The 23,532-nt window shown below is 54.3% G+C and carries 25 protein-coding genes; 13 read left to right on the top strand and 12 right to left on the bottom strand.

All coding sequences use genetic code 11. The features are described 5' to 3' along the window. Positions 1 to 2: 2 nt before the first annotated feature. Entirely contained in the window at positions 3 to 1,547 is a 1,545-nt protein-coding gene (locus tag L0666_RS11195; RefSeq protein WP_235261457.1) for an ABC transporter permease subunit, read from the top strand. A 74-nt stretch (positions 1,548 to 1,621) separates the two neighbouring features. Here the strand turns inward: L0666_RS11195 and L0666_RS11190 are convergent, their stop codons facing one another. After that, entirely contained in the window at positions 1,622 to 1,972 is a 351-nt protein-coding gene (locus L0666_RS11190) for a VOC family protein (protein ID WP_235261456.1), read from the bottom strand. A gap of 84 nt (positions 1,973 to 2,056) precedes the next feature. Between L0666_RS11190 and L0666_RS11185 the strand changes: the two genes are divergently transcribed. Then, the gene (locus L0666_RS11185) at positions 2,057 to 2,791 is read left to right on the top strand and encodes a helix-turn-helix transcriptional regulator (RefSeq protein WP_235261455.1); all 735 of its coding nucleotides are present in this window, start codon (positions 2,057 to 2,059) and stop codon (positions 2,789 to 2,791) included. Between the two features lie 86 nt (positions 2,792 to 2,877). Here L0666_RS11185 and L0666_RS11180 read toward each other — a convergent pair whose 3' ends face one another. From L0666_RS11180 to L0666_RS11145, 8 genes are read right to left on the bottom strand one after another with little or no spacing between them, the layout of a single operon-like run. Further along, positions 2,878 to 3,861 carry an ABC transporter substrate-binding protein gene (locus L0666_RS11180; protein WP_235261454.1) on the bottom strand — a complete coding sequence of 328 codons (984 nt, stop codon included), beginning with the start codon at positions 3,859 to 3,861 and terminating at the stop codon, positions 2,878 to 2,880. 45 nt (positions 3,862 to 3,906) lie between these two features. Continuing rightward, complete coding sequence (locus L0666_RS11175; protein ID WP_418887994.1) at positions 3,907 to 4,746, bottom strand: ABC transporter permease; 840 nt, start codon at positions 4,744 to 4,746, stop codon at positions 3,907 to 3,909. Then, on the bottom strand, positions 4,746 to 5,675 hold the full coding sequence (locus tag L0666_RS11170) for an ABC transporter permease (RefSeq protein ID WP_235261452.1): 930 nt from the start codon (positions 5,673 to 5,675) through the stop codon (positions 4,746 to 4,748). The genes L0666_RS11175 and L0666_RS11170 overlap by 1 nt, the downstream gene beginning before the upstream one ends. 3 nt (positions 5,676 to 5,678) lie before the next feature. Then, on the bottom strand, positions 5,679 to 6,455 hold the full coding sequence (locus L0666_RS11165) for an ABC transporter ATP-binding protein (protein ID WP_235261451.1): 777 nt from the start codon (positions 6,453 to 6,455) through the stop codon (positions 5,679 to 5,681). Further along, positions 6,452 to 6,946 (bottom strand): DUF4760 domain-containing protein, encoded by a 495-nt coding sequence (locus L0666_RS11160; protein WP_235261450.1) that lies wholly within the window; start codon positions 6,944 to 6,946, stop codon positions 6,452 to 6,454. The genes L0666_RS11165 and L0666_RS11160 overlap by 4 nt, the downstream gene beginning before the upstream one ends. Positions 6,947 to 6,955: 9 nt before the next feature. Then, on the bottom strand, positions 6,956 to 8,410 hold the full coding sequence (gene hydA, locus L0666_RS11155; protein ID WP_235261449.1) for a dihydropyrimidinase: 1,455 nt from the start codon (positions 8,408 to 8,410) through the stop codon (positions 6,956 to 6,958). Continuing rightward, positions 8,407 to 8,868 (bottom strand): hypothetical protein, encoded by a 462-nt coding sequence (locus L0666_RS11150; RefSeq protein ID WP_235261448.1) that lies wholly within the window; start codon positions 8,866 to 8,868, stop codon positions 8,407 to 8,409. Before L0666_RS11150 ends, hydA begins: the two co-directional genes overlap by 4 nt. Positions 8,869 to 8,885: 17 nt before the next feature. Next, the gene (locus L0666_RS11145) at positions 8,886 to 10,136 is read right to left on the bottom strand and encodes a Zn-dependent hydrolase (RefSeq protein WP_235261447.1); all 1,251 of its coding nucleotides are present in this window, start codon (positions 10,134 to 10,136) and stop codon (positions 8,886 to 8,888) included. 166 nt (positions 10,137 to 10,302) lie between these two features. On the opposite strand from L0666_RS11145, the gene L0666_RS11140 reads away from it, so the two are divergent. After that, positions 10,303 to 10,905 (top strand): TetR family transcriptional regulator C-terminal domain-containing protein, encoded by a 603-nt coding sequence (locus L0666_RS11140; protein ID WP_235261446.1) that lies wholly within the window; start codon positions 10,303 to 10,305, stop codon positions 10,903 to 10,905. 61 nt (positions 10,906 to 10,966) lie between these two features. Here L0666_RS11140 and preA read toward each other — a convergent pair whose 3' ends face one another. Both preA and L0666_RS11130 read right to left on the bottom strand, forming a co-directional pair. Then, positions 10,967 to 12,271 (bottom strand): NAD-dependent dihydropyrimidine dehydrogenase subunit PreA, encoded by a 1,305-nt coding sequence (preA, locus tag L0666_RS11135; RefSeq protein ID WP_235261445.1) that lies wholly within the window; start codon positions 12,269 to 12,271, stop codon positions 10,967 to 10,969. Next, entirely contained in the window at positions 12,272 to 13,612 is a 1,341-nt protein-coding gene (locus L0666_RS11130; RefSeq protein ID WP_235261444.1) for an NAD(P)-dependent oxidoreductase, read from the bottom strand. A gap of 164 nt (positions 13,613 to 13,776) precedes the next feature. Here L0666_RS11130 and L0666_RS11125 point away from each other — a divergent pair, with 164 nt between their 5' ends. From L0666_RS11125 to yghU, 10 genes are all read left to right on the top strand, one after another. Beyond that, positions 13,777 to 14,061, top strand: a complete 285-nt coding sequence (locus tag L0666_RS11125) for a DUF1330 domain-containing protein (protein WP_235261443.1) — start codon at positions 13,777 to 13,779, stop codon at positions 14,059 to 14,061. Next, positions 14,061 to 15,155 carry an S-methyl-5-thioribose-1-phosphate isomerase gene (gene mtnA / locus L0666_RS11120; protein WP_235261442.1) on the top strand — a complete coding sequence of 365 codons (1,095 nt, stop codon included), beginning with the start codon at positions 14,061 to 14,063 and terminating at the stop codon, positions 15,153 to 15,155. Before L0666_RS11125 ends, mtnA begins: the two co-directional genes overlap by 1 nt. Positions 15,156 to 15,158: 3 nt before the next feature. After that, positions 15,159 to 15,800 (top strand): class II aldolase/adducin family protein, encoded by a 642-nt coding sequence (locus tag L0666_RS11115; protein ID WP_235261441.1) that lies wholly within the window; start codon positions 15,159 to 15,161, stop codon positions 15,798 to 15,800. Between the two features lie 139 nt (positions 15,801 to 15,939). After that, a complete protein-coding gene (locus L0666_RS11110) occupies positions 15,940 to 18,822 on the top strand; it encodes a monovalent cation/H+ antiporter subunit A (protein WP_235261440.1) in 2,883 nt (960 codons plus the stop codon). 1 nt (position 18,823) lies between these two features. Next, positions 18,824 to 19,171 carry a Na+/H+ antiporter subunit C gene (locus tag L0666_RS11105; protein WP_235261439.1) on the top strand — a complete coding sequence of 116 codons (348 nt, stop codon included), beginning with the start codon at positions 18,824 to 18,826 and terminating at the stop codon, positions 19,169 to 19,171. Next, positions 19,168 to 20,715 (top strand): monovalent cation/H+ antiporter subunit D, encoded by a 1,548-nt coding sequence (locus L0666_RS11100; protein WP_235261438.1) that lies wholly within the window; start codon positions 19,168 to 19,170, stop codon positions 20,713 to 20,715. The genes L0666_RS11105 and L0666_RS11100 overlap by 4 nt, the downstream gene beginning before the upstream one ends. Before the next feature lie 4 nt (positions 20,716 to 20,719). Continuing rightward, entirely contained in the window at positions 20,720 to 21,220 is a 501-nt protein-coding gene (locus L0666_RS11095; RefSeq protein ID WP_235262196.1) for a Na+/H+ antiporter subunit E, read from the top strand. Continuing rightward, entirely contained in the window at positions 21,217 to 21,504 is a 288-nt protein-coding gene (locus L0666_RS11090) for a K+/H+ antiporter subunit F (RefSeq protein WP_235261437.1), read from the top strand. The genes L0666_RS11095 and L0666_RS11090 overlap by 4 nt, the downstream gene beginning before the upstream one ends. Continuing rightward, complete coding sequence (locus tag L0666_RS11085; RefSeq protein WP_235261436.1) at positions 21,501 to 21,878, top strand: Na+/H+ antiporter subunit G; 378 nt, start codon at positions 21,501 to 21,503, stop codon at positions 21,876 to 21,878. The genes L0666_RS11090 and L0666_RS11085 overlap by 4 nt, the downstream gene beginning before the upstream one ends. Positions 21,879 to 22,001: 123 nt before the next feature. After that, on the top strand, positions 22,002 to 22,838 hold the full coding sequence (gene yghU / locus L0666_RS11080; RefSeq protein ID WP_235261435.1) for a glutathione-dependent disulfide-bond oxidoreductase: 837 nt from the start codon (positions 22,002 to 22,004) through the stop codon (positions 22,836 to 22,838). 71 nt (positions 22,839 to 22,909) lie between these two features. Here yghU and L0666_RS11075 read toward each other — a convergent pair. Beyond that, a partial coding sequence (locus L0666_RS11075) for a zinc ABC transporter substrate-binding protein (RefSeq protein ID WP_235261434.1) occupies positions 22,910 to 23,532 on the bottom strand: 623 nt, incomplete at its 5' end.

The following is a 23,532-nucleotide window of genomic DNA, read 5'->3' as shown; positions in this document are numbered from 1 at the left end:
TCATGGCTGGAACTGTAAACCTCGTCTGTACCCGCGAACGCCTTGGTGAGATGCTCACAGAGCTGCGCGCGACGCCTATTCCTGACGGTCAGGTCGTTGGCGAAAACTTCACTCCGGCTGACGGCTGCCACATCGCATCCGGCTGGGAGACTTTCTCATACCAATTCGGCACGCTCGGGTCTGAACTCTGGACGGAAACGATCAATGTTGTTTTGGCGTCGATTAATGCGATTCCATACATCTTTGGATACGTCGCCCTAATCGTTATGTTCATGTTCGTTTGGCGCGCGATCAAAACGTTCCTGACACCTACACGCGATTACACCTCCCTTAAGACTGTGACGTTTGGCGACGAAAGCGCCGTGCGTTCCGAAACTGCGGCCTCAATCATATCGATCATCTTGATCTTCGTGATCTGGGGCACGTTTACAGGATCGTCGTTGCTGCCGTCCTTTATGCACCTTCCTGGCCCTTTCACAGGTGAGGGTAGTTTCACTTACACTGTTGAAGATGCAGACGGTAACCGTGATGAAGCCGAGGTTTTTGTGAATGTCATCACCGCAGGCGGCGTGGCTGAGGAGATCGAAATTGACGGCGGTGACGGTTTTGCGAAAGACGACGTTACAACCGTATCGGTTTATAGCAGTGAGATCGTCTCGTGGGATCGCAATGATGACGTGAACCGTCGTGATGATGGTGCACGGATTGTTGCAATTAACGGTCAGGAATTTCAATTTGACCCGAACGCCCGTGATGACAACGGAAATCTTTTAGACGCGGCCCCGTCGTTCACGTTGGATTTCGCACGTGTGGCAATCACGGATCGCGGTACAATCAACGTATCCCCTGATCCCGGGTGGCAAATGCAGCCTTTGTATTTGCCTGCACCGGAAGTCGTCTGGAACCGCTTTATCGAAATTGCGAAATACGGCTATCAGAACGTTTATTTGACGGTACATCTCGGGTTTTCACTGTTCCGCGTGATTGTTGGTTTCTTGTTGGGCGCCATTATCGGTATCCCACTAGGTTATGCCATGGGACTGTCCAACTGGTTCCGTGGCTGGTTTGATCCGATCGTGGAATTCATGCGCCCTGTGCCGCCGCTTGCCCTAATCCCATTGGTGATCATTTGGTTCGGTATTGGTGAAGTTGGTAAGATCTTCCTGCTGTTCCTTGCGGCCCTTTGGATCATGGCGATTGCCGCACGATCCGGCGTTTCTGGCGTTCGCATTACCAAAGTTCACGCGGCCTATTCGCTTGGCGCGTCCCGTTGGCAAATCCTACGCCACGTGATTATCCCGAACTCATTGCCGGAGATCTTTACCGGTGCGCGGGTCGCGATGGGCGTGTGTTGGGGCACCGTTGTCGCCGCAGAACTTGTCGCCGCAGAAGAGGGCATCGGTAAGATGATCACCACGGCGTCCAAATTCCAGAATACGGACATTATCCTGCTTGGCGTGATCATCATCGGGATCGTGGGTTTTGGTATCGATATGCTGATGCGCATGGCCGAACGCAAACTGGTCCCTTGGAAGGGCAAAGGGTAACTTTTCTTTTTTAAGGAAAGCTATAAGGGCCGAAGCATCGCTTTGGCCCTTATAGCTTTGTCTATCAGTTGCGCTTAATCGGACAGACAGATCTTATTCTTGTCGAGGTCTCGCACATAAGCAGAAAAGCGCGGCCCCCGTTGGGCAGGTTCACCCTCGGAGGTGGCCCCAAGTTCAATCGCTTTACTGTATAGACGTTTCACCTCATCGGTGGATCCGACGCTAAATCCGACCATTGTGCCATTTCCATTGGTTGCGGGTTGTTCGTCAAAGGGAAGGGCGGCAGCAAAGGCGAAATCATCGCCAAGCCAATAGGTCATACGTTCTGATGGGATCATCTTGTTCATGCCAAGCGTGTCGAACAACGCATCATAGAATGTGATAGCTGCATCCATGTTGTTCGTGCCAACGACGAAATAGTTCATCTTCATTTTCATGTCTTTCTAATGCCAGTGGAGTGTTTGGACTGTTTATTTGACAAATAAGACATTTTACGGCGTATTTGTTTGATGGCGCGTACGAATTCAAATGGCAGATTGCAGCGATTGGATCAGCTCGCGGTTCAGCTCAAGCAACACGAACACTGCACGGTCAAAGACCTTGCGCTGCAACACGAGGTAAGCGAGCGCACGATCACGCGCGACCTTGCGTTGATGCGGGACCAAGGGTTGCCCATTGACGCGGATCGTGGCCGCGGCGGTGGCGTCCGACTTGATCGCAGATGGGGTGTGGGTCGCATGAACCTCAGTTACCCTGAGGCGGTTGATCTTCTTATTAGTATAGAGGTCGCAGAGCAGATGAAATCACCTATGTTCTTGGCCAACCTCGGTTCGGTCAGACGTCAATTGATCGCATCATTCTCGCCGGAAAAACGAGGCCGAGTTGAACGCATGAAGTCGCGTATCCTGATCGGTGATACGGCATCCACCTACGTCCAGACGAGTATGAACGCGCCGCCCAGGCGTGTCGTGCAGTCGGTGCACCAGGCATTTATCGATCAGGGAACACTGGCGATTACCTACCAAAGAGAAGACGTAGAAACCTCACAGCGCGAAATCGAACCTCATTTTCTGTTGCTGAATTACCCAGTTTGGTACGTGGTCGCGATTGACCACCTGCGCGGTGCTCCTCGTACGTTCAGGTGCGATCGCATCTTGTCTGCAAAGGCGACAGGCAACACGTTTCACCTGTTACCAAAGGACGCCTTTAAGGCCTCGATCGACGGTAACAAACTTCGGGTTTAACCGTCCCAGCCAAGACTTGGTTCAAGATCAAAAAAAGGCCCGCTTGCTATGCTGCAAGCGGGCCAATTCATGTCATGCAGTTCGGTTTATTCGAACGCAGCGTCAGTGATCGCCGTCGTGTAGGCACCTTCGGGTTCCGCGGAAATCACCGGATCAGACCCACCGGCCAACAGTGTTGCGACTGTGCGCTCATAGGCTTCGATGTCCAAGGCGCCAGTTCCACCAGCGGTCAGCTTGGCAATCTCGCCCATCATACGTGCCTGTGCCTCTTCGGACTGTGCGCCAGTTTCATCATTCTCCATGATAATCGCTGCGGCCTCATCGACATTCTCCTCGGCGTAGCGCCAGCCAGCCATAGAGGCGCGCACAAAGCGAACCATTTTGTCGACGAATTCCGGATCCTCAAGATTGTCTTCCAGCGCGTAGATGCCGTCTTCCAACGTTGCAACGCCCTGATCTTCGTACTTGAATGTGATCAGCTCGTCCGGATCAACGCCCGCGTCCAGAACCTGACCGTATTCGTTGTAGGTCATGGTGGAAATACAATCAGCTTGACGCTGCAATAGTGGATCAACGTTAAAGCCCTGCTTGAGAACCGTCACACCATCCTCGCCACCTTCCGTCGGAATGCCAACTTGGCTCATCCAGCTGAGGAACGGGTATTCATTGCCGAAGAACCAAACGCCGATTGTTTTACCGCGGAAGTCTTCAACAGACTCGATGCCAGTGTCTTTCCAGCATGTGAGCATCAGGCCAGACGATGTGAATGGTTGTGCGATGTTCACGACAGGCAGACCCCGTTCACGAGCCGCCAAAGCGGATGGCATCCAGTTCAGCATGATGTCCGCGCCACCACCAGCAAGAACCTGAGGCGGAGCAATATCAGGGCCACCCGGAAGGATCGTGACGTTCAGGCCTTCTTCTTCATAGAAACCTTTGTCCAGCGCAACGTAGTAGCCAGCGAATTGTGCTTGGGTAACCCATTGCAATTGCAATGTTACGTCATCGTCCGCCATGGCACTGGTGCCGATCAATGCAGCCAATGCTGCGGTTGTGAATGTCGTCTTCATGTTGACCTCCTAAGTCAGTTTCATTCCGCTTCGGTTCGCCGAAGTCTATCGTTGTGAAGGGTGCCAGAATGTCACCCGTTTTTCGAATAATGCCATGGCCCCATAGAACGCCGAGCCCGCGAGGGCAGCGACAACAATCTCGGCCCAGACCATATCAAGCGCAAGTTGGCCGACGGATGTAGAAATGCGAAAACCCATCCCAACCGTCGGAGAGCCAAAAAATTCAGCAACAATGGCGCCAATCAAGGCAAGTGTGGTCGCGATCTTAAGTCCGTTGAAAATGAAGGGCAGGGCCGCAGGTAAGCGCAGCTTGAGCAACGTGGGCCAATATCCCGCACCATAGGTGCGCATCAGGTCCCGTTGCATGGCGCTGGTATCCTTAAGGCCCGCGACCGTGTTCACCAAAATTGGAAAGAACACCATAACGCCGACCACAGCCGCCTTTGATTGCCAGTCACTGCCAAGCCATTTGACGAAGATCGGTGCAGTTCCAACGATCGGCAAGGCGGCCATAAACGCACCGACAGGCAGAATACCCTTTGTCAGGAACGGGCTGCGATCCGCCAATAGAGCCACCGCAAAAGCCGCAATCATACCGATTACATATCCTGTCATAGCGCCCTTCAGGATCGTTTGTTCAAAATCGGCCCAAAGCATCGGGATCGACGCCACAAATCGTTGCGCAATAGCGGACGGGGCGGGCAGTATGATTGGGCTAACGCCAAGCATCGTCACAAGAACCTGCCACATCGCGATGATAGTGACGCCGAAAATCACAGGAATGAGCAGGCTGATGGCACGTGTGTCCGACCTTGGGCCGTTGGCCAGTTTGGTATTGATCCACCACCCGGTTGCCCAGATCACCCCTGCTATGACAATTGCCATCATGCTGCTGCCCCCATGCCCATACGCGCAAGTGTGCGTCGTTCCATCAAGCTCAGGATCGCAACCAACATGGCTGCCGTGATTGCGGCAGCAAATAGCGCCGCCCAAGTCACCATCGGCTGGCCGTACTGATCACCCACAAGCATCCGTGCCCCGAACCCAGCGCGCGCGCCTGTCGGTAGTTCGCCCACAATCGCGCCGACCAGCGCTGCGGAAATCCCGATTTTGAGCGAGGTAAACAGATACGGCATCGAGGCAGGCAGGCGCAGTTTCCAAAACCCTTGGTTCGCGCTCGCGCTGTACGTCCTCAGTAGGTCCAGTTGCATCCCGTCTGGGGACCGCAGCCCTTTGACCATGCCAACAACCACAGGAAAGAAGCTGAGGTAAGCCGAAATAATAGATTTGGGCAATAAACCTTGGATGCCAATGGCGCCCAACATAACAATCACCATCGGGGCCAGCGCCAGAATAGGAATAGTCTGGGATGTAATCGCCCAAGGCATCACGGATTTGTCCATCGTGCGGTTGTAAACAATACCAACCGCCAGCAGCACACCCAGCGTCGTGCCAATCACAAACCCTAGCAGTGTCGCTGAAAGCGTGACCCAAGCATGATATACCAAAGACTTCCGCGACGTGGGAGCCTTGGTGAAAATGGTATCATACATCTCATACGCGACCTGATGCGGCGACGGCAGGCGAGGGCGTTGCTGCACATAAGTGAGCGGGATGATCGCAGGATTCTTGAGCGCCAAGCCCAACCCCGAGATTTCTTGCCTCTCTCTTGGGGCTTCGGGGGTAATGATCATGTCGTCGCGCTGGGCCTGATCCGCCGTCAGATGCGCGTTCATTGGGATCACCGCAAGTGTCCAAACGGCGAGTATGAACCCAACCACTGTCAACGCTGGAAAGATGCCTTTGAAAGTCATGATCTAGTCATCCGAATGCCCCGCGCGCAGCCCGTCGCGGACACGGTGTGCGATTTCGATGAATTCGGGACTGTCACGGATATCGAGAGGGCGTTCCTTTGGCAGCGGGCTGTCGATCACATCGCTGATCCGGCCAGGACGGGGCGACATCACGACGATCTTGGTGGACAGGTAAACGGCCTCTGGGATCGAATGGGTGACGAAACCAATTGTCTTTTCGGTACGAGCCCAGAGTTGCAACAACTGTTCGTTCAAATGGTCGCGCACGATTTCATCCAAGGCGCCAAACGGTTCGTCCATCAACAGGATATCCGCATCAAACGCCAAGGCCCGTGCAATGCTGGCCCTTTGCTGCATCCCGCCCGATAACTGCCATGGGAATTTCTTCTCAAATCCGGCAAGGTCGACGAGCTCCAACACGCGGCTTACGCGTTCGGCCTGATCTGCCTTGTCGAACCCCATGATCTCAAGCGGAAGGCGAATGTTGCCACCAATCGTTCGCCACGGATAAAGACCCGCGGCTTGAAACACATAGCCATAGGCACGTGCGCGCCGTGCCTCATCAGGTGTCATTCCATTGACGGAGATTTCGCCAGACGTGGGCGTTTCCAGCCCCGCGATGCAGCGTAAAAACGTGGTCTTGCCGCACCCTGATGGTCCGATGAAAGAAACGAAATCGCCCTTGTTTATCTCGAGGTTCACATCCTTGAGGGCATGGACTGGACCGTCGTTTGTCTCAAACGTCAGGTCTAGGTTTGCCGCGGAAATTACGAGGCTCATGCTTGGTCCCCCTTCTTCCATCGTGCAACCATCTGTTCGGTGGCGGAAAACAATGTCCCATTGCTGGAACGTAGACGTTCGCCGCTCACGAAGTTTTCCAGCCGATCCCAATCGCGAAACATTGCAGTTTTCCAATAACCGCTGGCCACTGCTTCATCGATCGCATCATGATCAATCATGCGGGCCAGCAAGCCGTAAACACTAAGGATGTAACGCGCGCGGCCTTTGTCATCATCCCCGTAAGCATTGAAGTCTTGTTTGTACTGGCCTGAGCCAAAAAAATTTTGCCGTGCGTTGCGGAATTGTTCACCTTGCAAGGTGTCATGAACGACGAAAATCGACTCCCGGAGAAAACGTCGCTCGTCCTTGTTTTGCCCCGCGGCTTGCAGTCGCATTTGGCGCCATACCGCAAATGTGGTGGCTATAACCGCAAGAGCTGCGAGGATTGTGGCAACGTCCGCGGCGATATCAAGCCAAAGTAAATCAGTCATATTAAGGTTCTAGACCCCCGTTTCCGGGATGCCGGAGCGCTGCACAGGGCGTGGTGCCGAGAGGTCTTTCCATTTCGATAGCGCTTGATTGGTCATGCCGTTGCCTTCCCGTTTCACGAACTTGCCGTGACCTTCCTGAGTGCGCACTTCTCCATCATGGATCGCGACGTGGCCGCGGGTCAGGGTAAAGCGTGGCAGGCCTTTGACGTGCTTGCCCTCAAACACGTTGTAATCAATCTCTGACTGTTGTGACCCTGCGGTGATCGTCTTTTCCTTGGCCGGATCCCAAACAACGATATCGGCATCCGCGCCCACCAGAATGGCCCCTTTCTTGGGGTAACAATTCAGGATTTTGGCGATGTTGGTCGATGTCACGGCGACAAATTCGTTCGGCGTTAACCGTCCGGTTTCCACCCCGTGAGTCCAAAGCATCGGCATCCGGTCTTCTAGCCCGCCGGTGCCGTTGGGGATCTTGGTGAAATCGCCAACACCGGACCGTTTCTGTTCAGTGGTAAAGGCGCAGTGATCGGTAGCCACGACGCTAAGGGAGCCTGACTGAAGACCCGCCCAAAGGCTGTCTTGATGCATCTTGTTACGGAACGGAGGTGACATGACACGACGTGCAGCGTGGTCCCAGTCTTTGTTGAAATACTCGCTTTCGTCCAACGTCAGGTGCTGGATCAACGGCTCACCCCAAACGCGTTTGCCTTGCTGACGCGCACGGCGGATTGCCTCGTGGGATTCTTCGCAAGATGTATGCACGACATACAATGGCACGCCCGCCATATCGGCGATCATAATCGCGCGGTTAGTCGCTTCGCCCTCAACCTGAGAGGGGCGCGAATAAGCGTGGGCTTCGGGGCCGTTGTTGCCCTCTGCCAGCAGCTTAGCAGACAGTTCTGCCACCACATCACCGTTTTCGGCGTGCACCATCGCGATGCCGCCCAATTCGGATAGACGGTTGAAGGATGAGAACAGTTCATCATCATTCACCATCAACGCGCCCTTGTAGGCGAGGAAGTGTTTGAATGTGTTGATGCCGCGATCCTCAATGACGGTTTTCATGTCGTCAAAGACTTGCTCACCCCACCACGTTACAGCCATGTGAAAGCTGTAGTCACAGTTCGCTCGGGTTGATTTGTTGTCCCAGCGTTTGATTGCATCCAGCAGGCTTTCGCCTTGGTTGGGCAGGCAGAAGTCGACAACCATCGTGGTGCCGCCCGCCAGACCAGCCCGCGTACCGGACTCAAAATCATCCGTGGAATAGGTCCCCATGAACGGCATTTCCAAATGCACGTGCGGGTCGATGCCGCCGGGCATGACGTAGCAGCCTGTCGCGTCGAGTTCTTCATCGCCCTTCAGGTTTGGCCCGATCTCGATGATGGAACCACCTTCGATCAACACGTCCGCCTTGTAGGTCAGATCATGCGTTACGATAGTTCCGTTCTTGATGACTTTGCTCATGGTTTTCCTCCAAAACACCGCATTTTTTCAATTGCGATTACTGAATTTCTCAACGAGAACGTGTCGAAGAAACCCGTTTCGTTTGCCGATAATAGCACTTCATTGCGGGTGAGTATTCTTGCAAGAATAGATGGTTGAAGTGAAATTCGATAACTTCCACGCGAGTATTGAGCTTGCCCAATTCTGATTTCTGGTTCTCCATCAAAAACCCCAAACAGTTGAACATCTGAGCCCATAAACGGGATGCCATTTCCGATCTGAGCAATACTCAGAGAGGAAGAGTCGGTGCTGCACGTTACGCTCATTCTAAAACCGTTGGTCCCGTCAACATAGGCTGTGACGGTGTCAGCGTCAGATGGATCCACTTGTAACAGACGTGTTCCGCCAAGATTCGCAAGATAGAGATTGTCCCAATTAGGAGTCTCCGCCGTTACCATTCCCGCGAGAATGATTGGCACTATTGAGAAGGCCGCTCTCAAGTCACGATCTCCGCCGTCTCCAAAACTGCGTGCATCAGTACATCCGTTCCCGCGGTGGCCCATTCTTGCGAAATTTCTTCGGCTTCGTGGTGGGACAAGCCATCCGCACAAGGGCACATGATCATCGATGTGGGATACAAATCATTGATCCAGCAGGCATCATGCCCCGCGCCGGAAATGATATCCATATGGGAATAGCCCAACCGTTCGGCTGCATCGCGCACAGCCTTGACGCAGCCTTCATCAAAGGCGGGTGGGTCGAATTGGCCGACGATCTCGCATGAGAATTCTACGCCAATATCTTCGCACAGCTTTGGCGCCCGGGCATTGAATTCGTCTACCATGCCATTCAGCTTATCCAGCAGGTGCGTGCGCATATCGACTGTGAATACCACCTTGCCGGGGATCACATTGCGCGAATTTGGGTAGACGTCGATATGGCCGATCGCGCCAACAGCATTGGGCTGGTTCGCCATCGCGATCTCATGCACCAGTTCTGTCACAAGCGCCAATCCGCGCCCTGCGTTTTTGCGCATATGCATCGGGGTAGAGCCGGTGTGACTTTCATTGCCTGTCACGGTGCATTCGATCCACCGCAGCCCTTGGCCGTGGGTGACAACGCCAATGTCTTTCTTTTCGGCCTCTAGAATTGGACCTTGTTCGATGTGCAATTCAAACATCGCATGCATCTTGCGGTCCCCAACCTTTTCGGGACCTTTCCAGCCGATGCGCTCTAGCTCATCACCAAATTTCTTACCCTGCGCATCTTCGCGGTCGCGCGCCCATTCAAGGTCGTGTTTTCCGGCGAAAACGCCAGAGGCCAGCATCGCAGGGGCAAACCGCGTGCCTTCTTCGTTGGTCCAGTTCGTTACAACAATCGGGTGCTTTGTCTTGATGTCGAGGTCATTCATAGTGCGGATGATTTCTAGCCCACCCAGTACGCCCAAAACACCGTCATATTTGCCACCCGTGGGCTGCGTGTCTAGATGCGAGCCGACGTAGACTGGCAAGGCATCGGGGTCCGTGCCTTCGCGCCGTGCAAACATGTTGCCGATTTCATCGACGCCCATTGTCATGCCCGCGGCCTCGCACCAATTTTGAAACAGGTGGCGGCCTTCGCTATCTTCATCCGTTAGGGTCTGGCGGTTGTTGCCGCCAGCTACACCTGGGCCGATCTTGGCCATCTCCATGAGGCTGTCCCAAAGGCGCGCCCCATCAATGCGAAGGTTTTCTCCTGCGGCTGGCATATTGATCTCCCAATAGTGGCTGGCAATAATTTGACCAACTGGTCAAAGGCAGGCTACCAGAGGTCCCTACCTAGTCAAGGAATTTGCTTACTTTATAAACCGACAGTCGCTAAACAGGGTTGGTATTGACTAGTTTTTGCGCCCTATCGTCCGAAAAGCAGCCCCTATGAACAAACCTGACACGCGTATTCAAAAAAAGAACCAAGCAGCGATTCTAGATGCGGGACTTTTGGTTTTTTCACAGTTCGGGTTTCGCGGCTCAACACTGGATCAAGTCGCCGACGAAGCAGGCCTCTCAAAACCCAATTTACTGTACTATTTCCGCTCTAAAGAAGCGATCTACACGTCCCTTTTGGCTAAGCTTCTTGAAAACTGGCTTGAGCCGCTTCGCGAACTCGATCCGCAAGGTGATCCTGTTGATGAATTGTTTGCCTATGCGAAACGCAAATTGGATATGTCTCAGCATTTTCCGCGCGAAAGCCGATTGTTTGCCAATGAGATTATCCAAGGTGCGCCGCGCATCGGGGATGTGCTGCATGGCGAGTTGCGCGAATTGGTTGATGAAATCGCCGTGGTGATCAACGGCTGGGTCGCGGATGGACGGATCAAAGACGTTGACCCCTACCACCTCATTTTTTCGATTTGGGCGCTGACCCAGCACTACGCGGATTTTGATGTTCAGGTGCGGGCCATTCTCGGGGAAGTAGACCCGTTCGATGGCGCTGAAAAACATTTGGATGCGATGTTGCGTGGGTTGCTGACACCCTAGCGCAGTCAAAAAACTGGCCGACACGCGGATGTGCCGGCCAAGTCTCAGGGGAAATACGGGTCTATTCCGCCGCTGTTGCTGACGGGTTGTTTGGGTGCGTTGTCCAGTTGGCGTAGTCCTTTTCGACAACTTTGCCTGTTCGCGGATCGATTGTGCCAGGCTCCATCGCAACCATGGTGATGCAGTTCTCGACAGGGCAAACATCGACGCAAAGGTTACAAGCAACACATTCCTCATCGATCACGGTAAATGTGCGGTCTTCTGACATCGCAATCGCTTGGTGGGACGTGTCTTCGCAGGCGGCGTAACAGCGACCACAGGAAATACAGTCATCCTGATTGATCTGCGCCTTGGCGATATAGTTGAGGTTCAGGTACTGCCAATCAGTCGTGTTAGGCACGGCCGCCCCCATGAAATCCTGAATGGATGTATGGCCCTTTTCGTCCATCCACTGCGACAGACCAGAAATCATTTCCTGAACGATCTTGAAGCCGTAGGTCATCGCCGCTGTGCAAACTTGCACGTTGCCACAGCCCAGCGTGATATATTCCGCCGCATCGCGCCACGTGGTGACACCGCCAATACCGGAAATCGGCAGGCCAGCGGTTTCAGGATTGCGGGCAATCTCGGAGACCATCGACATCGCGATTGGTTTTACGGCAGGGCCGCAATAGCCGCCGTGGGTGCCTTTGCCATCGATGCTCGGCTCTGGTGACATGGTGTCGAGGTTCACAGAGGTGATCGAGTTGATCGTGTTGATCAGACTGACCGCGTCCGCCCCGCCGCGCATCGCCGCAGCTGCGGGCTTGCGAATGTCGGTGATGTTAGGTGTCAGTTTCACGATTACGGGCTTGGAATAATACTGTTTGCACCAGCGCGTGACCATTTCGATGTATTCGGGCACTTGGCCCACGGCGCTGCCCATGCCGCGTTCGGCCATCCCATGCGGGCAACCAAAGTTAAGCTCGATCCCGTCAGCGCCGGTATCCTCGACCAGCGGCAAAATCGCTTTCCATGCTTCCTCCTCACAAGGGACCATGATCGATACGATTATGGCGCGATCAGGGTAGTCCGCCTTAACCCGTTTGATTTCCTCAAGGTTGGTGTAAAGGTCGCGATCGGTGATCAATTCGATGTTGTTGATGCCGAGAACACGGCGATCCGCGCCGTAAATCACGCCGTAGCGTGGGCCGTTGACGTTTACGATAGGCGGACCTTCGCCCCCCAAGGTTTTCCAGACAACGCCACCCCATCCGGCCTCGAATGCGCGTCGAACGTTGTATTCCTTGTCCGTTGGTGGCGCAGAGGCCAACCAAAACGGATTCGGGCTTTTGATTCCTAGAAAGTCGGTTGTTAGGTCAGCCATTTATGCATCCCCCATCAAAGTGCTATGAATATCCATGGCCGCGTCGCGGCCTTCGGCCACCGCCGTTACCGTGAGGTCATCGCCTCCCGCTGCGCAGTCGCCACCCGCCCAAACTCCAGCGCGGCTCGTTCGGCCTGCACCAGTCACGGCGATCTTGCGGCCCTCAACTTTTAGTCCGGCATCCGTGTCCAATGTCTGGCCAATGGCGCGGAACACTTGGTCTGCGGGTAGCCGGCGCATTTCACCAGTACCGACCAGCTTGCCGTCATCGACCTTGGTGTATTCGAGTTCAATTTCGGTCGCATCGCCAACGCCACGGATCGCTTTGGGCTGGAGGTTGAACAACAGCTTCACCCCTTTGGACGTTGCGAGGTCTTGTTCATAAGTGCTCGCGCTCATGCCGTCGCGACCGCGTCGATAAGCAATTGTCACGTTTTCGGCGCCAAGGAGCTTGGCTTGCACCGCAGCATCAACAGCAGTCATACCGCCCCCGATTACAACGACATTCCGACCAATATGCAGATCCGTTAGATCGTTTGTCTGGCGCAGCTCTTCGATGAAATCGACAGCATCACTTACGACGTGGCCTTGTTCACCTTGGACCGTCAGGCCAAGCGCGTTCACGCCGCCAAGGCCAATGGCCAAGAATACAGCTGCAAAACACCCAACCAGATCATCAATCTTCAGATCATCGCCCAAGGCCATGTTTGTCTTAATCTCGATTCCGCCGATGGACATAAGCCAGTCAACTTCCCGCGCGGCAAAGTCATCCGTCGATTTATAGGCGGCGATACCGTATTCATTAAGTCCGCCGGCTTTTGGGTTTGCATCATAGACGGTGACATCATGCCCCAACATTGCAAGGCGGTGTGCACAGGACAGTCCAGCGGGGCCCGCGCCAACAACAGCGATTTTCTTGCCGCTCGGGGCGGCACGGGTGAACGGCATTACGCCTTGGTCCATCACGCGGTCCGTTGCGAAACGTTGCAAGCGGCCAATTTCGACGGGTTTTCCTTCGGCCAATTCGCGAACGCAGGCTTGTTCGCACAAATCCTCGGTGGGGCAAACGCGGGCACACATGCCACCCAGAATGTTCTGGTCAAAAATGGTTTTTGCGGCTGCTTCGGGTGTTCCAGTCGCAATCTGGCGAATGAACAACGGGATATCGATATCCGTAGGGCAGGCTGTAATGCAGGGGGCATCATGGCAAAAGTAACAGCGATCTGCGGCCACCGAGGCTTCGTGCGCATCAAAGGGCGCATGCAGATCACCGAAGTTTTCGGCCAGTTCATCAGCGCCAAGGCGCGATGCCGCAATTCCGGTTGTGTAAGGCGAATTCATAGCAACTCCGTCGTCGATCACAGGTTGAGCATGGCACAGTTTATTTTTTTATCAAACGGTAAAATTTTTGAAACACGCAGTCTTTTGTTTATCCAGAGGTTTTGATGGACGCGAAGGCGCGAGTGCCTAAGATGACATCACAATTAAAACATCAGGAGCCGCCAATGCCCGCCTACGCGATTGTCCAAGTGGACGTTAAGGATGCAGATCAATACGCCAAATATGCCGAGCTCGCCGGACCAGCGGTCGCAAAATATGGTGGTGAGTTTCTGGCCCGCGGTGGTGAAGTAGAAGTATTCGAGGGCACGACTCGCGCCCGCTGCGTCATCATTCGCTTTGCCGACATGGAAACTGCTAAGACGTTTTACCACGGTCCAGAATATCAAGAGGCCCTGTCTTATGGGCTGCCGGCATCCGAACGCGATTATAAAATCGTCGAGGGTGTCTGATGAAAGTGAACGGTACGCCCTATCGCTCGCTTTGGTGGGATGGGGATAAGGGTGAGTTGCAAATCATCGACCAACGCTGGTTGCCGCATGACTTCCGTGTGCAATCGGTCACGACGATTCAGGATTTCGTTGATGCGATCGTGCAGATGCGGGTGCGCGGGGCGCCATTGATTGGGGCGACGGCGGCTTATGGCATGGCGCTGGCAATGAAATTGGACCCAAGTAACGCGCATATGGACACTGCATGGGACGTGTTGCACGCAACGCGCCCCACGGCGATCAACCTGCGTTGGGCACTAAACCGATGCCGTGCCGCACTTGCGCCTTTGTCAGAGGTCGATCGCGCCGCCGCTGCCCTATCCCTCGCGCATGTGATTGCGGATGAGGATGTCGAGATCAACCGCAATATCGGATTGAACGGTCTCAAGCTGATCAAAGATATCGCCGCCAAGAAACCCGCAGGTGAACCGGTTCGTATTCTCACCCATTGCAATGCAGGCTGGATCGCCACTGTAGATTGGGGAACTGCGACAAGCCCAATGTATCACGCTCATGATGCGGGCATTCCGTTGCATATCTGGGTCGATGAAACACGACCGCGAAATCAGGGTGCTTTGACATCTTGGGAACTGGGCAGCCACGGAATCCCGCACACTTACATCACTGACAATGCCGGTGGGCATCTGATGCAGCATGGGCAGGTGGACCTTGTGATTACCGGAACCGACCGCACGACGCGGGCAGGGGACGTGTGCAATAAAATTGGAACCTACCTCAAGGCGCTAGCCGCTCATGACAATGGCGTGCCGTTCTATGTTGCCCTGCCGTCCCCAACGATTGACTGGACTGTGTCCGATGGAGTGGCTGACATCCCTATCGAGGATCGCGGATCCCGCGAAATCACACATATTATGGGTCGCAGCGACACAGGTGAAATCAGCGACGTGCAAGTTACCCCCGATGGAACAACCGGCGGCAACCCGGCGTTTGATGTCACGCCTGCACGACTTGTGAGCGGACTCATCACCGAACGCGGCATTGCGCCTGCGTCGGAAGACGGGCTGACGTCCATGTTCCCAGATCTCGCGGGATAGATCATGCAAGACAGCACCGCGCTTCGCCAATCTATCATTGACGGCTGCCTTTGGATGCAAAGCAGCGGCCTGAACCAAGGCACGTCGGGGAACATCTCTGTGCGGGTGGGGGATGGAATGCTGATCACCCCAAGTGCCGTCCCCTATGCGGACATGACGCCAAATATGATCTGCAAGCTGCCGCTAAAAGGTGATCCCACCCCAGATCAAAACCCGTCGACCGAATGGCAATTCCACCAAGCCGCCCTAAATGCCCGCCCAGATTCCAACGCCGTCGTTCACGCCCATCCAGCCCACGCCACGGCGGTTGCCATCCAGCGGCGCGCCATTCCGCCCGTTCATTATATGATCGCGGCCTTTGGCGGGGCCGATGTCCCTTGCACGGGCTATGCGCGCTTTGGCACGGCTGATTTGTCCAATATGGTCGCGAATGCTGTTCAGTCCCGTGACGGCTGCCTGATGGCAAATCACGGCGCACTGACGCTTGGAGTTACATTGGACAAAGCCCTGTGGCGGATGCAAGAACTCGAAACCCTTGCTCAAGTGCTCCTGCTGGCCGAACAGAACGGCTCCCCTGTCTTGCTTACAGAACTGGATATCGCAGAGACCTTAGAGGCGTTCTCGGGCTATGGTCTGAAGGCTTAGGGCAGGTTCGCCGGAGGGTTTGACGAAAAATTGACTGTTTCTGGTTGGATTTTTCTAGAAAACTTCCGGTTTCGCTTGAGGATCGCCTTAATCTGACCCAAAAAGGCCAAACTTTACGGTCCCCAGATCAGGAGCTCACGTGTCCCTTTTCCTTATCGTTGCTTTGCCATTCCTCGGTGCGTTGTTACCAGGTGTGATGAACTCAGCCGGTCGTCAGGCCGTGGGCGGAGTGACGTTCACTGTGACGCTTGCTGCTTTCATTGGCCTTTTGACAAACCTTCCTGCCGTTTTGGCGGGGGAACTCGTGCAGACGGGGTTCAATTGGTTCCCTGAACTTGGGCTGAATGTTACGTTGATGCTGGACGGGCTTGGGTTCTTCTTTGCACTTTTGATCCTCGGGATCGGCCTTCTGATTATCGCCTACGCCCGGTTTTATCTGGCCCGTGAAGACAATATGGGTGAGTTCTTTACCTACCTGTTGTTGTTCCAAGGTGCGATGGTCGGCATTGTTTTGTCTGATAACATCCTGCTTTTGCTGATCTTCTGGGAACTTACGTCACTGTCGTCTTTCCTGCTGATCGGCTATTGGAAACACCTCGAGGCAGGTCGCCAAGGCGCGCGCATGGCCTTGACTGTGACGGGCATGGGTGGCCTTGCGATGATCGGTGGTATGCTGATCTTGGGCAATATCGTCGGGTCTTATGACCTGAGCGTTATCCTGCAGCATCGTGATTTGATCCAAGCTGACCCGATGTATGTACCTGCATTGTTGTTGATCCTGACAGGGGCTTTCACCAAGTCGGCGCAATTCCCGTTCCATTTTTGGCTGCCCCACGCCATGGCGGCACCGACGCCAGTATCGGCCTATCTGCATTCGGCGACGATGGTCAAAGCGGGTATTTTCCTGATGGCGCGGACTTGGCCGGTGCTGTCAGGTTCGCCTGAATGGTTCTATATCGTGACTACGGCGGGCCTTATCACGATGATCCTTGGCGCTGTGATTGCGCTGTTCAAGCATGACCTGAAAGCGCTGCTTGCGTTTTCAACCGTGTCCCACCTTGGCCTGATTACGATGTTGCTGGGCACGGGCACCGCGTTTGGTGCCTTCGCCGCGATGTTCCATATTCTGAACCACGCGACGTTTAAGGCGGCGTTGTTCATGTCCGCAGGCATCATCGATCATGAAACCAAAACCCGTGACATCCGTATCCTTGGGGGCCTGCGTCATCTGATGCCGATCACTTTTGTCATCGCGACTCTTGCCGCGTTGTCTATGGCGGGTATCCCGTTCCTGAACGGCTTCTTGTCCAAGGAAATGATGCTCGAAGAGATGGAGCACACTTACCTGTTTGGTCCTGAATGGCTTGTGCCTGCTTTGGCAACGTTTGGATCGCTTTTTTCTGCGGCCTATTGTTTCCGTCTGATCGGCCACACGTTCCTTGGTAAGAAACGTGACCCTGAAAGCTATCCCGCTAAACCCCATGATCCCGGTGCAGGCCTGTGGTTGCCACCTGCGATCCTTGTGGTGTTGGTTGTGGTTATCGGTGTGGCACCTTTCTTGGTCGAAGACTTCGTGAAAATCGTGACGGCTGCAGTTTTAGGCAGCACGGCAGAAGTCCCGGAGGCCCACATCAAAATCTGGCACGGCTTTGTCACGCCGCTGTATATGTCGATCGTTGCTGTTGTTGGTGGCTTGATTGTATTGGCGATGTTCAAACCACTGTCGCGCCTATGGGAAGCCACGCCACGGCCAGAAGCGAAGGCGATCTTTGATGAAATCATCGGGGCGTTTGTGATGTACGCGAAGATGATCATTCACCCGCTGCACAACGGCGCCTTCACGCGCTATTCGATGATCTTTGGCGTTGCGGTTGTTGCGGCTGGATATCACGCGTGGGCGACAGGTGTGTTGGGCGAAGTTACACGAGCGGTCCAGCCCGTAGGTTGGGTTGAAATTGCGTGCTGGATTATGCTTGTTGCGGCAACCATTGGATTGGCCGCAATGCACCATAACCGCCTGTTGGCTTTGATCTTGATCGGTATTGTCGGTCTGATGGTTTCTATCGCATTCATCTTTCTTAGCGCACCTGATCTGGCGATGACGCAAATCACTGTTGAAGTTGTCACCATCATCCTGTTGCTCTTGGCGCTCAACTTTTTGCCCAATCAAACGCCAATTGAATCCTCGTTCCTTCGACGCGGTCGTGATGTCGTCGTTGCGGGGGCTGCCGGACTTTCGACAATGGCTCTGACGTATCATTACCTGCTGCGCGATGCGGTCGCGGCGCCGATTTCCGAGTTCCATCTCGCCAATTCGTATAAGGGCGGCGGCGGGACCAATGTGGTCAACGTGATCCTCGTTGATTTCCGTGGCTTTGATACCTTTGGCGAAATCATCGTACTCGGGATCGCGGCGCTTTTGATCTACGCGCTTACTGAGGCATTGCTGAACGGCCCGGTGCGCGCGCGCCTGCTAAATCGCAAACCAGATAAGCCTTTGTCAGGCACCCAACATCCAATGATGATGGTTATTCTGACACGAGTCATTTTCCCGGTCGTGCTGCTGGTTGGTTTCTACGTCTTCCTGCGCGGCCACAACGAACCAGGTGGCGGGTTTATCGCAGGCCTGATCGTGTCGATCGGTATAATCATGCAATACATGGCAAGCGGGTTTGGCTGGGCCCAAGACCGCGTGCGCTGGCCGTATCACGGTGTAATCGGGGCTGGTGTCCTTGTGGCTGGCCTGACGGGTATCGGTGCATGGTTCTTTGGGAAGCCATTCCTGACGTCTGATTTTACTTACGTGCGCATTCCGCCATTTGAAAAGTTCGAATTGGCCACCGCGGCATTGTTTGACCTTGGCGTGTTCCTGGCTGTCTCAGGTGCTGTGATGTTGTCGCTCGAAAGCTTCTCGCGCCTTGCGCGACGGGCCCATGTCAAAGACAGCGACGAACCAATGGACGTTGATCCGTCAAAGTCGATCATAACTGATCTTGAACCTTCTGCTCAGGAGGGCGTGTAACATGGAAGTCCTTGTTGCCTCAGCTGTGGGGATTCTGACCGCCGCCGGCATGTATTTGGTCATGCGATTGCGGACCTTCCCAGTCATTATGGGTATTTCGCTACTGACCTATGCCGTGAACGTCTTTTTGTTCGCGTCCGGTCGTTTGACCATCGGATCAGCACCGATCTTGCGCGATGGTGTTGATGTCTACGCCGACCCAGTTCCGCAAGCGCTTGTTCTGACAGCCATCGTGATTTCATTTGGGATGACAGCCGTTGTCGTGATGATTTCCTTGGGCGCTTATCTGGGGACAAATAACGATAGCGTAGATGACCCCACCGAGACAGATCAGGAGGGCGAAGCATGACCCATTGGATCATTGCCCCTGTTGTTCTTCCGGCCATGTTGGCGCCGTTTATCGTGCTGGCGGCACGGTATCATATTGGTATCCAGCGGGTGTTTTCACTGGCCGGTGTCGTGGCGCTTATTGCCATCGCGGCCTCGTTGTTTGTGACTGTATCTGATGGCACGATCCTGTTGTATCAACTAGGCGATTGGGCTGCTCCCTTTGGCATTGTGCTGGTGGGGGATCGCCTGTCGGTCCTTATGGTCCTGCTCACGGCGGTTCTGGCTCTCTTTGTGCTGCTTTATGCGATTGGATCCGGTTGGGATGATCGCGGCTGGCATTTCCACGCGCTGTTCCAGTTCCAATTGATGGGGATCATGGGCGCTTTCCTGACGGGCGATTTGTTTAACCTGTTCGTCTTCTTCGAGGTGATGCTGATCGCGTCCTACGGTCTGATGATCCATGCGGGCGGCAATGATCGCCTGCGCGCAGGTGTCCAATACGTTCTTTACAACCTTCTAGCATCGACGCTGTTCTTGTTCGCGCTCGGGTCGCTCTATGCCGAGACTGGCACGCTCAATATGGCGGACCTTGCCGTTCGGGCTGATATGATCGGTGCGGACGCGACGGTCGGTATTCGAGTGGCGGCTGTACTGTTGCTGCTGGTTTTCGCCGTCAAAGCTGCGCTTGTCCCGCTGCATTTCTGGCTGCCGTCCAGCTACGCAGAAGCACCAGGCCCTGTAGCGGCGCTGTTTGCGATCATGACCAAGGTCGGCGCCTATGCGATGATCCGTGTCTACACATTGATCTTCCCACCGGACTTAGAAACGACAGCAGGTCTTTATGATGTTTGGTTGCTTCCGGCGGCGCTCTTAACTGTTGCGCTGGGTATGATCGGAGTTCTAGCAGCCAAGAAGCTGGACCGTCTGGTTGCCTTTGCCGTGATCGGATCCATGGGGATGGTGATGGTCGCTATATCATTGATGACACCGGAAGGTATCGCTGCCGCGTTGTACTACATCGTGCATTCGACGCTGGCGGGCGCGGCCCTGTTCCTGATTGTGGACCTCGTGAAATCCAACCGTGCATCCCTAAACTTAACTGCACTTCCGCCGGTGGCAGGTGCTGCGCTGACCTCGGCGCTGTTCTTTGCGGCGGCGATTGCGATGACAGGTTTGCCGCCGCTGTCTGGTTTCTTAGGCAAGCTGTTGATCCTTGATGCAGCAAGAGACCACACAATGAATGTAACCATCTGGGCTGTTATCCTTTGTTCCAGCTTGATCGCGATTGTCGGGTTTTCCCGTGCGGGCAGTGTTGTGTTCTGGAAAGCCAAAGGCGTCACTATGGACGAACAAGCTGAGCCGACGTCATCCGCCAACCCATTGGCCTATGTGGCTGTTGGCGGGTTGCTGGCGCTTCTCGTGGCCCATTCAGTACTGGGCGGCTATGCGCAGTCCTTTATGACGGCTACTGCCGCTCAATTGTTTGAACCCGAACCCTACATCTCGATCGTACTTGAAACCGAGGGTAAACTAAGCACGCCTGACGCGTCGGAGGATCACTGACATGATGCGTTCCGTATTTAATTGGTTGTTCCCGCACCCGCTGATGACTTTGCTTTTGGCTGTGGTTTGGTTGATCCTACAAAACGATTTCAGCTACGGCATGGCTGTGTTCGGGCTGATCCTTGGGATTATCATCCCGCGCGCCTTTGCTGCTTGGTGGCCTGATCGGCCTCGTAGTTTCCGCATGGGGCGAATGATCCCTTATGTCTTGCTGGTGTTGTGGGATATCATGGTGGCAAACGTTCAGGTGGCATGGATCGTTCTCACGCGGCGCAACCGCAATCTACGGCCCGCTTGGGTCGTCGTTCCGTTGGACCTACGCCAACCCGAAGCGATTACCGTCTTGGCTGGTACGATTACTTTGACCCCTGGGACCGTCTCTGCCGATATTTCTAATACTGGTCACTACCTACTGGTGCACGCACTGGATGCACCTGATCCCGATGCTGTTCGCGATGACATCAAGTCACGCTACGAAGCCCGACTAAAGGAGATTTTCGTATGATGCTTGCTTCCGAATTTCTAAGTTGGGCTATGACATTGGCCTTTGCAGCAGTCGCGATTTCGCAATTGCTTGCGCTGGTTCGTTTGGTGATTGGGCCAAATACCGGGGATCGCATTCTTGCCCTTGATACTATGGTCGTGAATGCAATTGGTCTAATCGTGCTGGTTGGCATGTCCCAAGGGACACGCCTGTATTTCGAAGCCGCTTTGATTATTGCAATGCTTGGTTTTGTATCAACCGTGGCCTATGCGCGCTTTGTGTTACGGGGGGACATCATCGAATGACAATGCAAGTTATCGGAACCTACGCCGTTGCACTCTTCCTGTTGATCGGGGCGTTTTTCATGTTGGTCGGCGCAATCGGTCTTGTGAAGCTTCCCGATCCCATGACCCGCCTTCACGCGCCAACCAAAGTCGGCACCATGGGAATTGGTGCTTTGCTCTTAGCGTCCGTTACGAATTCGTGGGTATTTCACGACGGTTCGGTTCATGAGCTTTTGATTATGGCCTTTCTGTTTGTGACGGCGCCAATCTCGGCCAACTTCATGAGCAAAGTGAATATTCATCGTAGAACTTGCGAGACCCCGCCCGAAGTCCCTGAGGCTGAGGTTTGGTCGACGCTTGTAGAACGTGATGAGAACGGCGACCTGATCCAGTAGAATTTGTGATCATCTCGGTTAGAATATTAATACGAACACACGTTTTCGTGCAAAAAGCTGGCTCCCCCATTGCACCTCCCGCCAAGACTCGTAGCTTGGCCGCACACATTCAAGGACGCGCACATGACCTATACGCCCCCGAAAGTCTGGACTTGGGATTCTGAGAATGGCGGGCAATTCGCCAGCACCAACCGCCCAACGGCGGGCCCAACCCATGACAAGGACCTACCAAGCGGCAAACATCCCCTGCAATTGCACTCCATGGCCACGCCAAACGGCGTCAAAGTTACCGTGATGTTGGAAGAACTGTTGGCCAAAGGCTACGCTGCCGATTACGACGCATGGTACATAGACATCGGTGAAGGCGATCAATTCTCAAGTGGGTTCGTGGATCTTAATCCGAATTCAAAAATCCCGGCGCTGTTCGATAAATCCACGGGTGTTCGTGTGTTCGAAAGCGGTGCGATCCTGCTTTATTTGGCCGAGAAGTTTCGGGCGTTCCTACCACGTGACATTGAAGGCCGCACAGAAACCTTGAATTGGCTGTTTTGGCTTCAAGGGTCGGCACCGTATCTTGGCGGTGGCTTTGGCCATTTTTACAAATATGCGCCGGAGAAATTCGAATACCCGATCAACCGTTTCGCGATGGAAGCAAAGCGTCAGTTGGATGTGTTGGATCAACAACTCGAAGAGAACCGTTATATTGCGGGCAGTGAATATACGATTGCCGATATGGCAACGGCCCCTTGGTACGGTTCGTTGGTCAAAGGTACAGTCTATGACGCGGCCGAATTCTTGGATGTTGAAAGCTATGAGAACGTGAACCGTTGGGCGGATGATGTGATGTCTCGGCCTGCTTACGTGCGGGGCCGCATGGTCAATCGGGCGTGGGGCGAAGACAGCGAACAACTCCGTGAGCGCCACGACGCCAGAGATTTTGACGCTGTACCAAAAGGCTAACACTTAAATGTTGGTGGCGCGATAACCCCGCGCCACCTGTTTTTATTCCAATCCCGACGGGATCGATGTCTTTACATGCACTCAGCGAGAGCCGTGGACATGTCTAGAATAAGTTGCGGATACAACGCAGGGCCTGCTTCCAGGTGTGACCCGAGTGGGTCAAGAACACCCGTTTCTGCATCGACGCCATTTAGGACCGTTGCAATGAGGCCGGGGTTGAACTGAGGTTCCGCAAAAACGCAATCGATGCCTTCGTCAGAAATGCGGGCCTGAATTTCCGCGATACGTGCGGGGCTTGGATCAGTCGCGTCGCCGATGGAAATCGCGCCCGCCGCTGGAAAATCAAAATCGTTTTCGAAGTACTGGTAAGCATCGTGGAACACGACAAAATTGCCGCCACGAACAGGGTCTAGTGTGGCATTTGCTTCAGCCATCGCCGCCTCGATTTCACCGCGACCCGCAGCTGCGTTCGCGAAATACGCGCCAGCGTTTTCTGGATCTGCAGCGGACAGTTCGCCAGCAATCACGTTCATCCATGTCATTGCGTTTTGCGGGGACAACCAAGAATGCGGATCGTGCTTGCCATGGGCGTGTTCGTCATGTTCCCCGTCATCATGGTCATCATGGTCATCATGGTCATCATGGTCATCATGGTCATCATGGTCATCATGGTCATCATGGTCATCATGGTCAT

Source organism: Octadecabacter algicola, from assembly GCF_021532625.1.
Lineage (GTDB): Bacteria > Pseudomonadota > Alphaproteobacteria > Rhodobacterales > Rhodobacteraceae > Octadecabacter > Octadecabacter algicola.
The sequence above is the reverse complement of the archived record's forward strand: the minus strand, read 5'-3'. Positions and strand labels throughout refer to the sequence as shown.

Coding starts and splice junctions, on each gene's coding strand:
- L0666_RS11085 (WP_235261436.1), top strand. CDS start 21,501: ATGACAATGCAAGTTATCGGAACCTACGCCGTTGCACTCTTCCTGTTG.
- L0666_RS11145 (WP_235261447.1), bottom strand. CDS start 10,136: ATGCCAGCCGCAGGAGAAAACCTTCGCATTGATGGGGCGCGCCTTTGG.
- L0666_RS11165 (WP_235261451.1), bottom strand. CDS start 6,455: ATGAGCCTCGTAATTTCCGCGGCAAACCTAGACCTGACGTTTGAGACA.
- L0666_RS11190 (WP_235261456.1), bottom strand. CDS start 1,972: ATGAACTATTTCGTCGTTGGCACGAACAACATGGATGCAGCTATCACA.
- L0666_RS11105 (WP_235261439.1), top strand. CDS start 18,824: ATGGAAGTCCTTGTTGCCTCAGCTGTGGGGATTCTGACCGCCGCCGGC.
- L0666_RS11125 (WP_235261443.1), top strand. CDS start 13,777: ATGCCCGCCTACGCGATTGTCCAAGTGGACGTTAAGGATGCAGATCAA.
- preA (WP_235261445.1), bottom strand. CDS start 12,271: ATGGCTGACCTAACAACCGACTTTCTAGGAATCAAAAGCCCGAATCCG.
- L0666_RS11170 (WP_235261452.1), bottom strand. CDS start 5,675: ATGACTTTCAAAGGCATCTTTCCAGCGTTGACAGTGGTTGGGTTCATA.
- L0666_RS11100 (WP_235261438.1), top strand. CDS start 19,168: ATGACCCATTGGATCATTGCCCCTGTTGTTCTTCCGGCCATGTTGGCG.
- L0666_RS11095 (WP_235262196.1), top strand. CDS start 20,720: ATGCGTTCCGTATTTAATTGGTTGTTCCCGCACCCGCTGATGACTTTG.
- L0666_RS11090 (WP_235261437.1), top strand. CDS start 21,217: ATGATGCTTGCTTCCGAATTTCTAAGTTGGGCTATGACATTGGCCTTT.
- mtnA (WP_235261442.1), top strand. CDS start 14,061: ATGAAAGTGAACGGTACGCCCTATCGCTCGCTTTGGTGGGATGGGGAT.
- yghU (WP_235261435.1), top strand. CDS start 22,002: ATGACCTATACGCCCCCGAAAGTCTGGACTTGGGATTCTGAGAATGGC.
- L0666_RS11175 (WP_418887994.1), bottom strand. CDS start 4,746: ATGGCAATTGTCATAGCAGGGGTGATCTGGGCAACCGGGTGGTGGATC.
- L0666_RS11195 (WP_235261457.1), top strand. CDS start 3: ATGGCTGGAACTGTAAACCTCGTCTGTACCCGCGAACGCCTTGGTGAG.
- hydA (WP_235261449.1), bottom strand. CDS start 8,410: ATGAGCAAAGTCATCAAGAACGGAACTATCGTAACGCATGATCTGACC.
- L0666_RS11115 (WP_235261441.1), top strand. CDS start 15,159: ATGCAAGACAGCACCGCGCTTCGCCAATCTATCATTGACGGCTGCCTT.
- L0666_RS11130 (WP_235261444.1), bottom strand. CDS start 13,612: ATGAATTCGCCTTACACAACCGGAATTGCGGCATCGCGCCTTGGCGCT.
- L0666_RS11180 (WP_235261454.1), bottom strand. CDS start 3,861: ATGAAGACGACATTCACAACCGCAGCATTGGCTGCATTGATCGGCACC.
- L0666_RS11185 (WP_235261455.1), top strand. CDS start 2,057: ATGGCGCGTACGAATTCAAATGGCAGATTGCAGCGATTGGATCAGCTC.
- L0666_RS11160 (WP_235261450.1), bottom strand. CDS start 6,946: ATGACTGATTTACTTTGGCTTGATATCGCCGCGGACGTTGCCACAATC.
- L0666_RS11140 (WP_235261446.1), top strand. CDS start 10,303: ATGAACAAACCTGACACGCGTATTCAAAAAAAGAACCAAGCAGCGATT.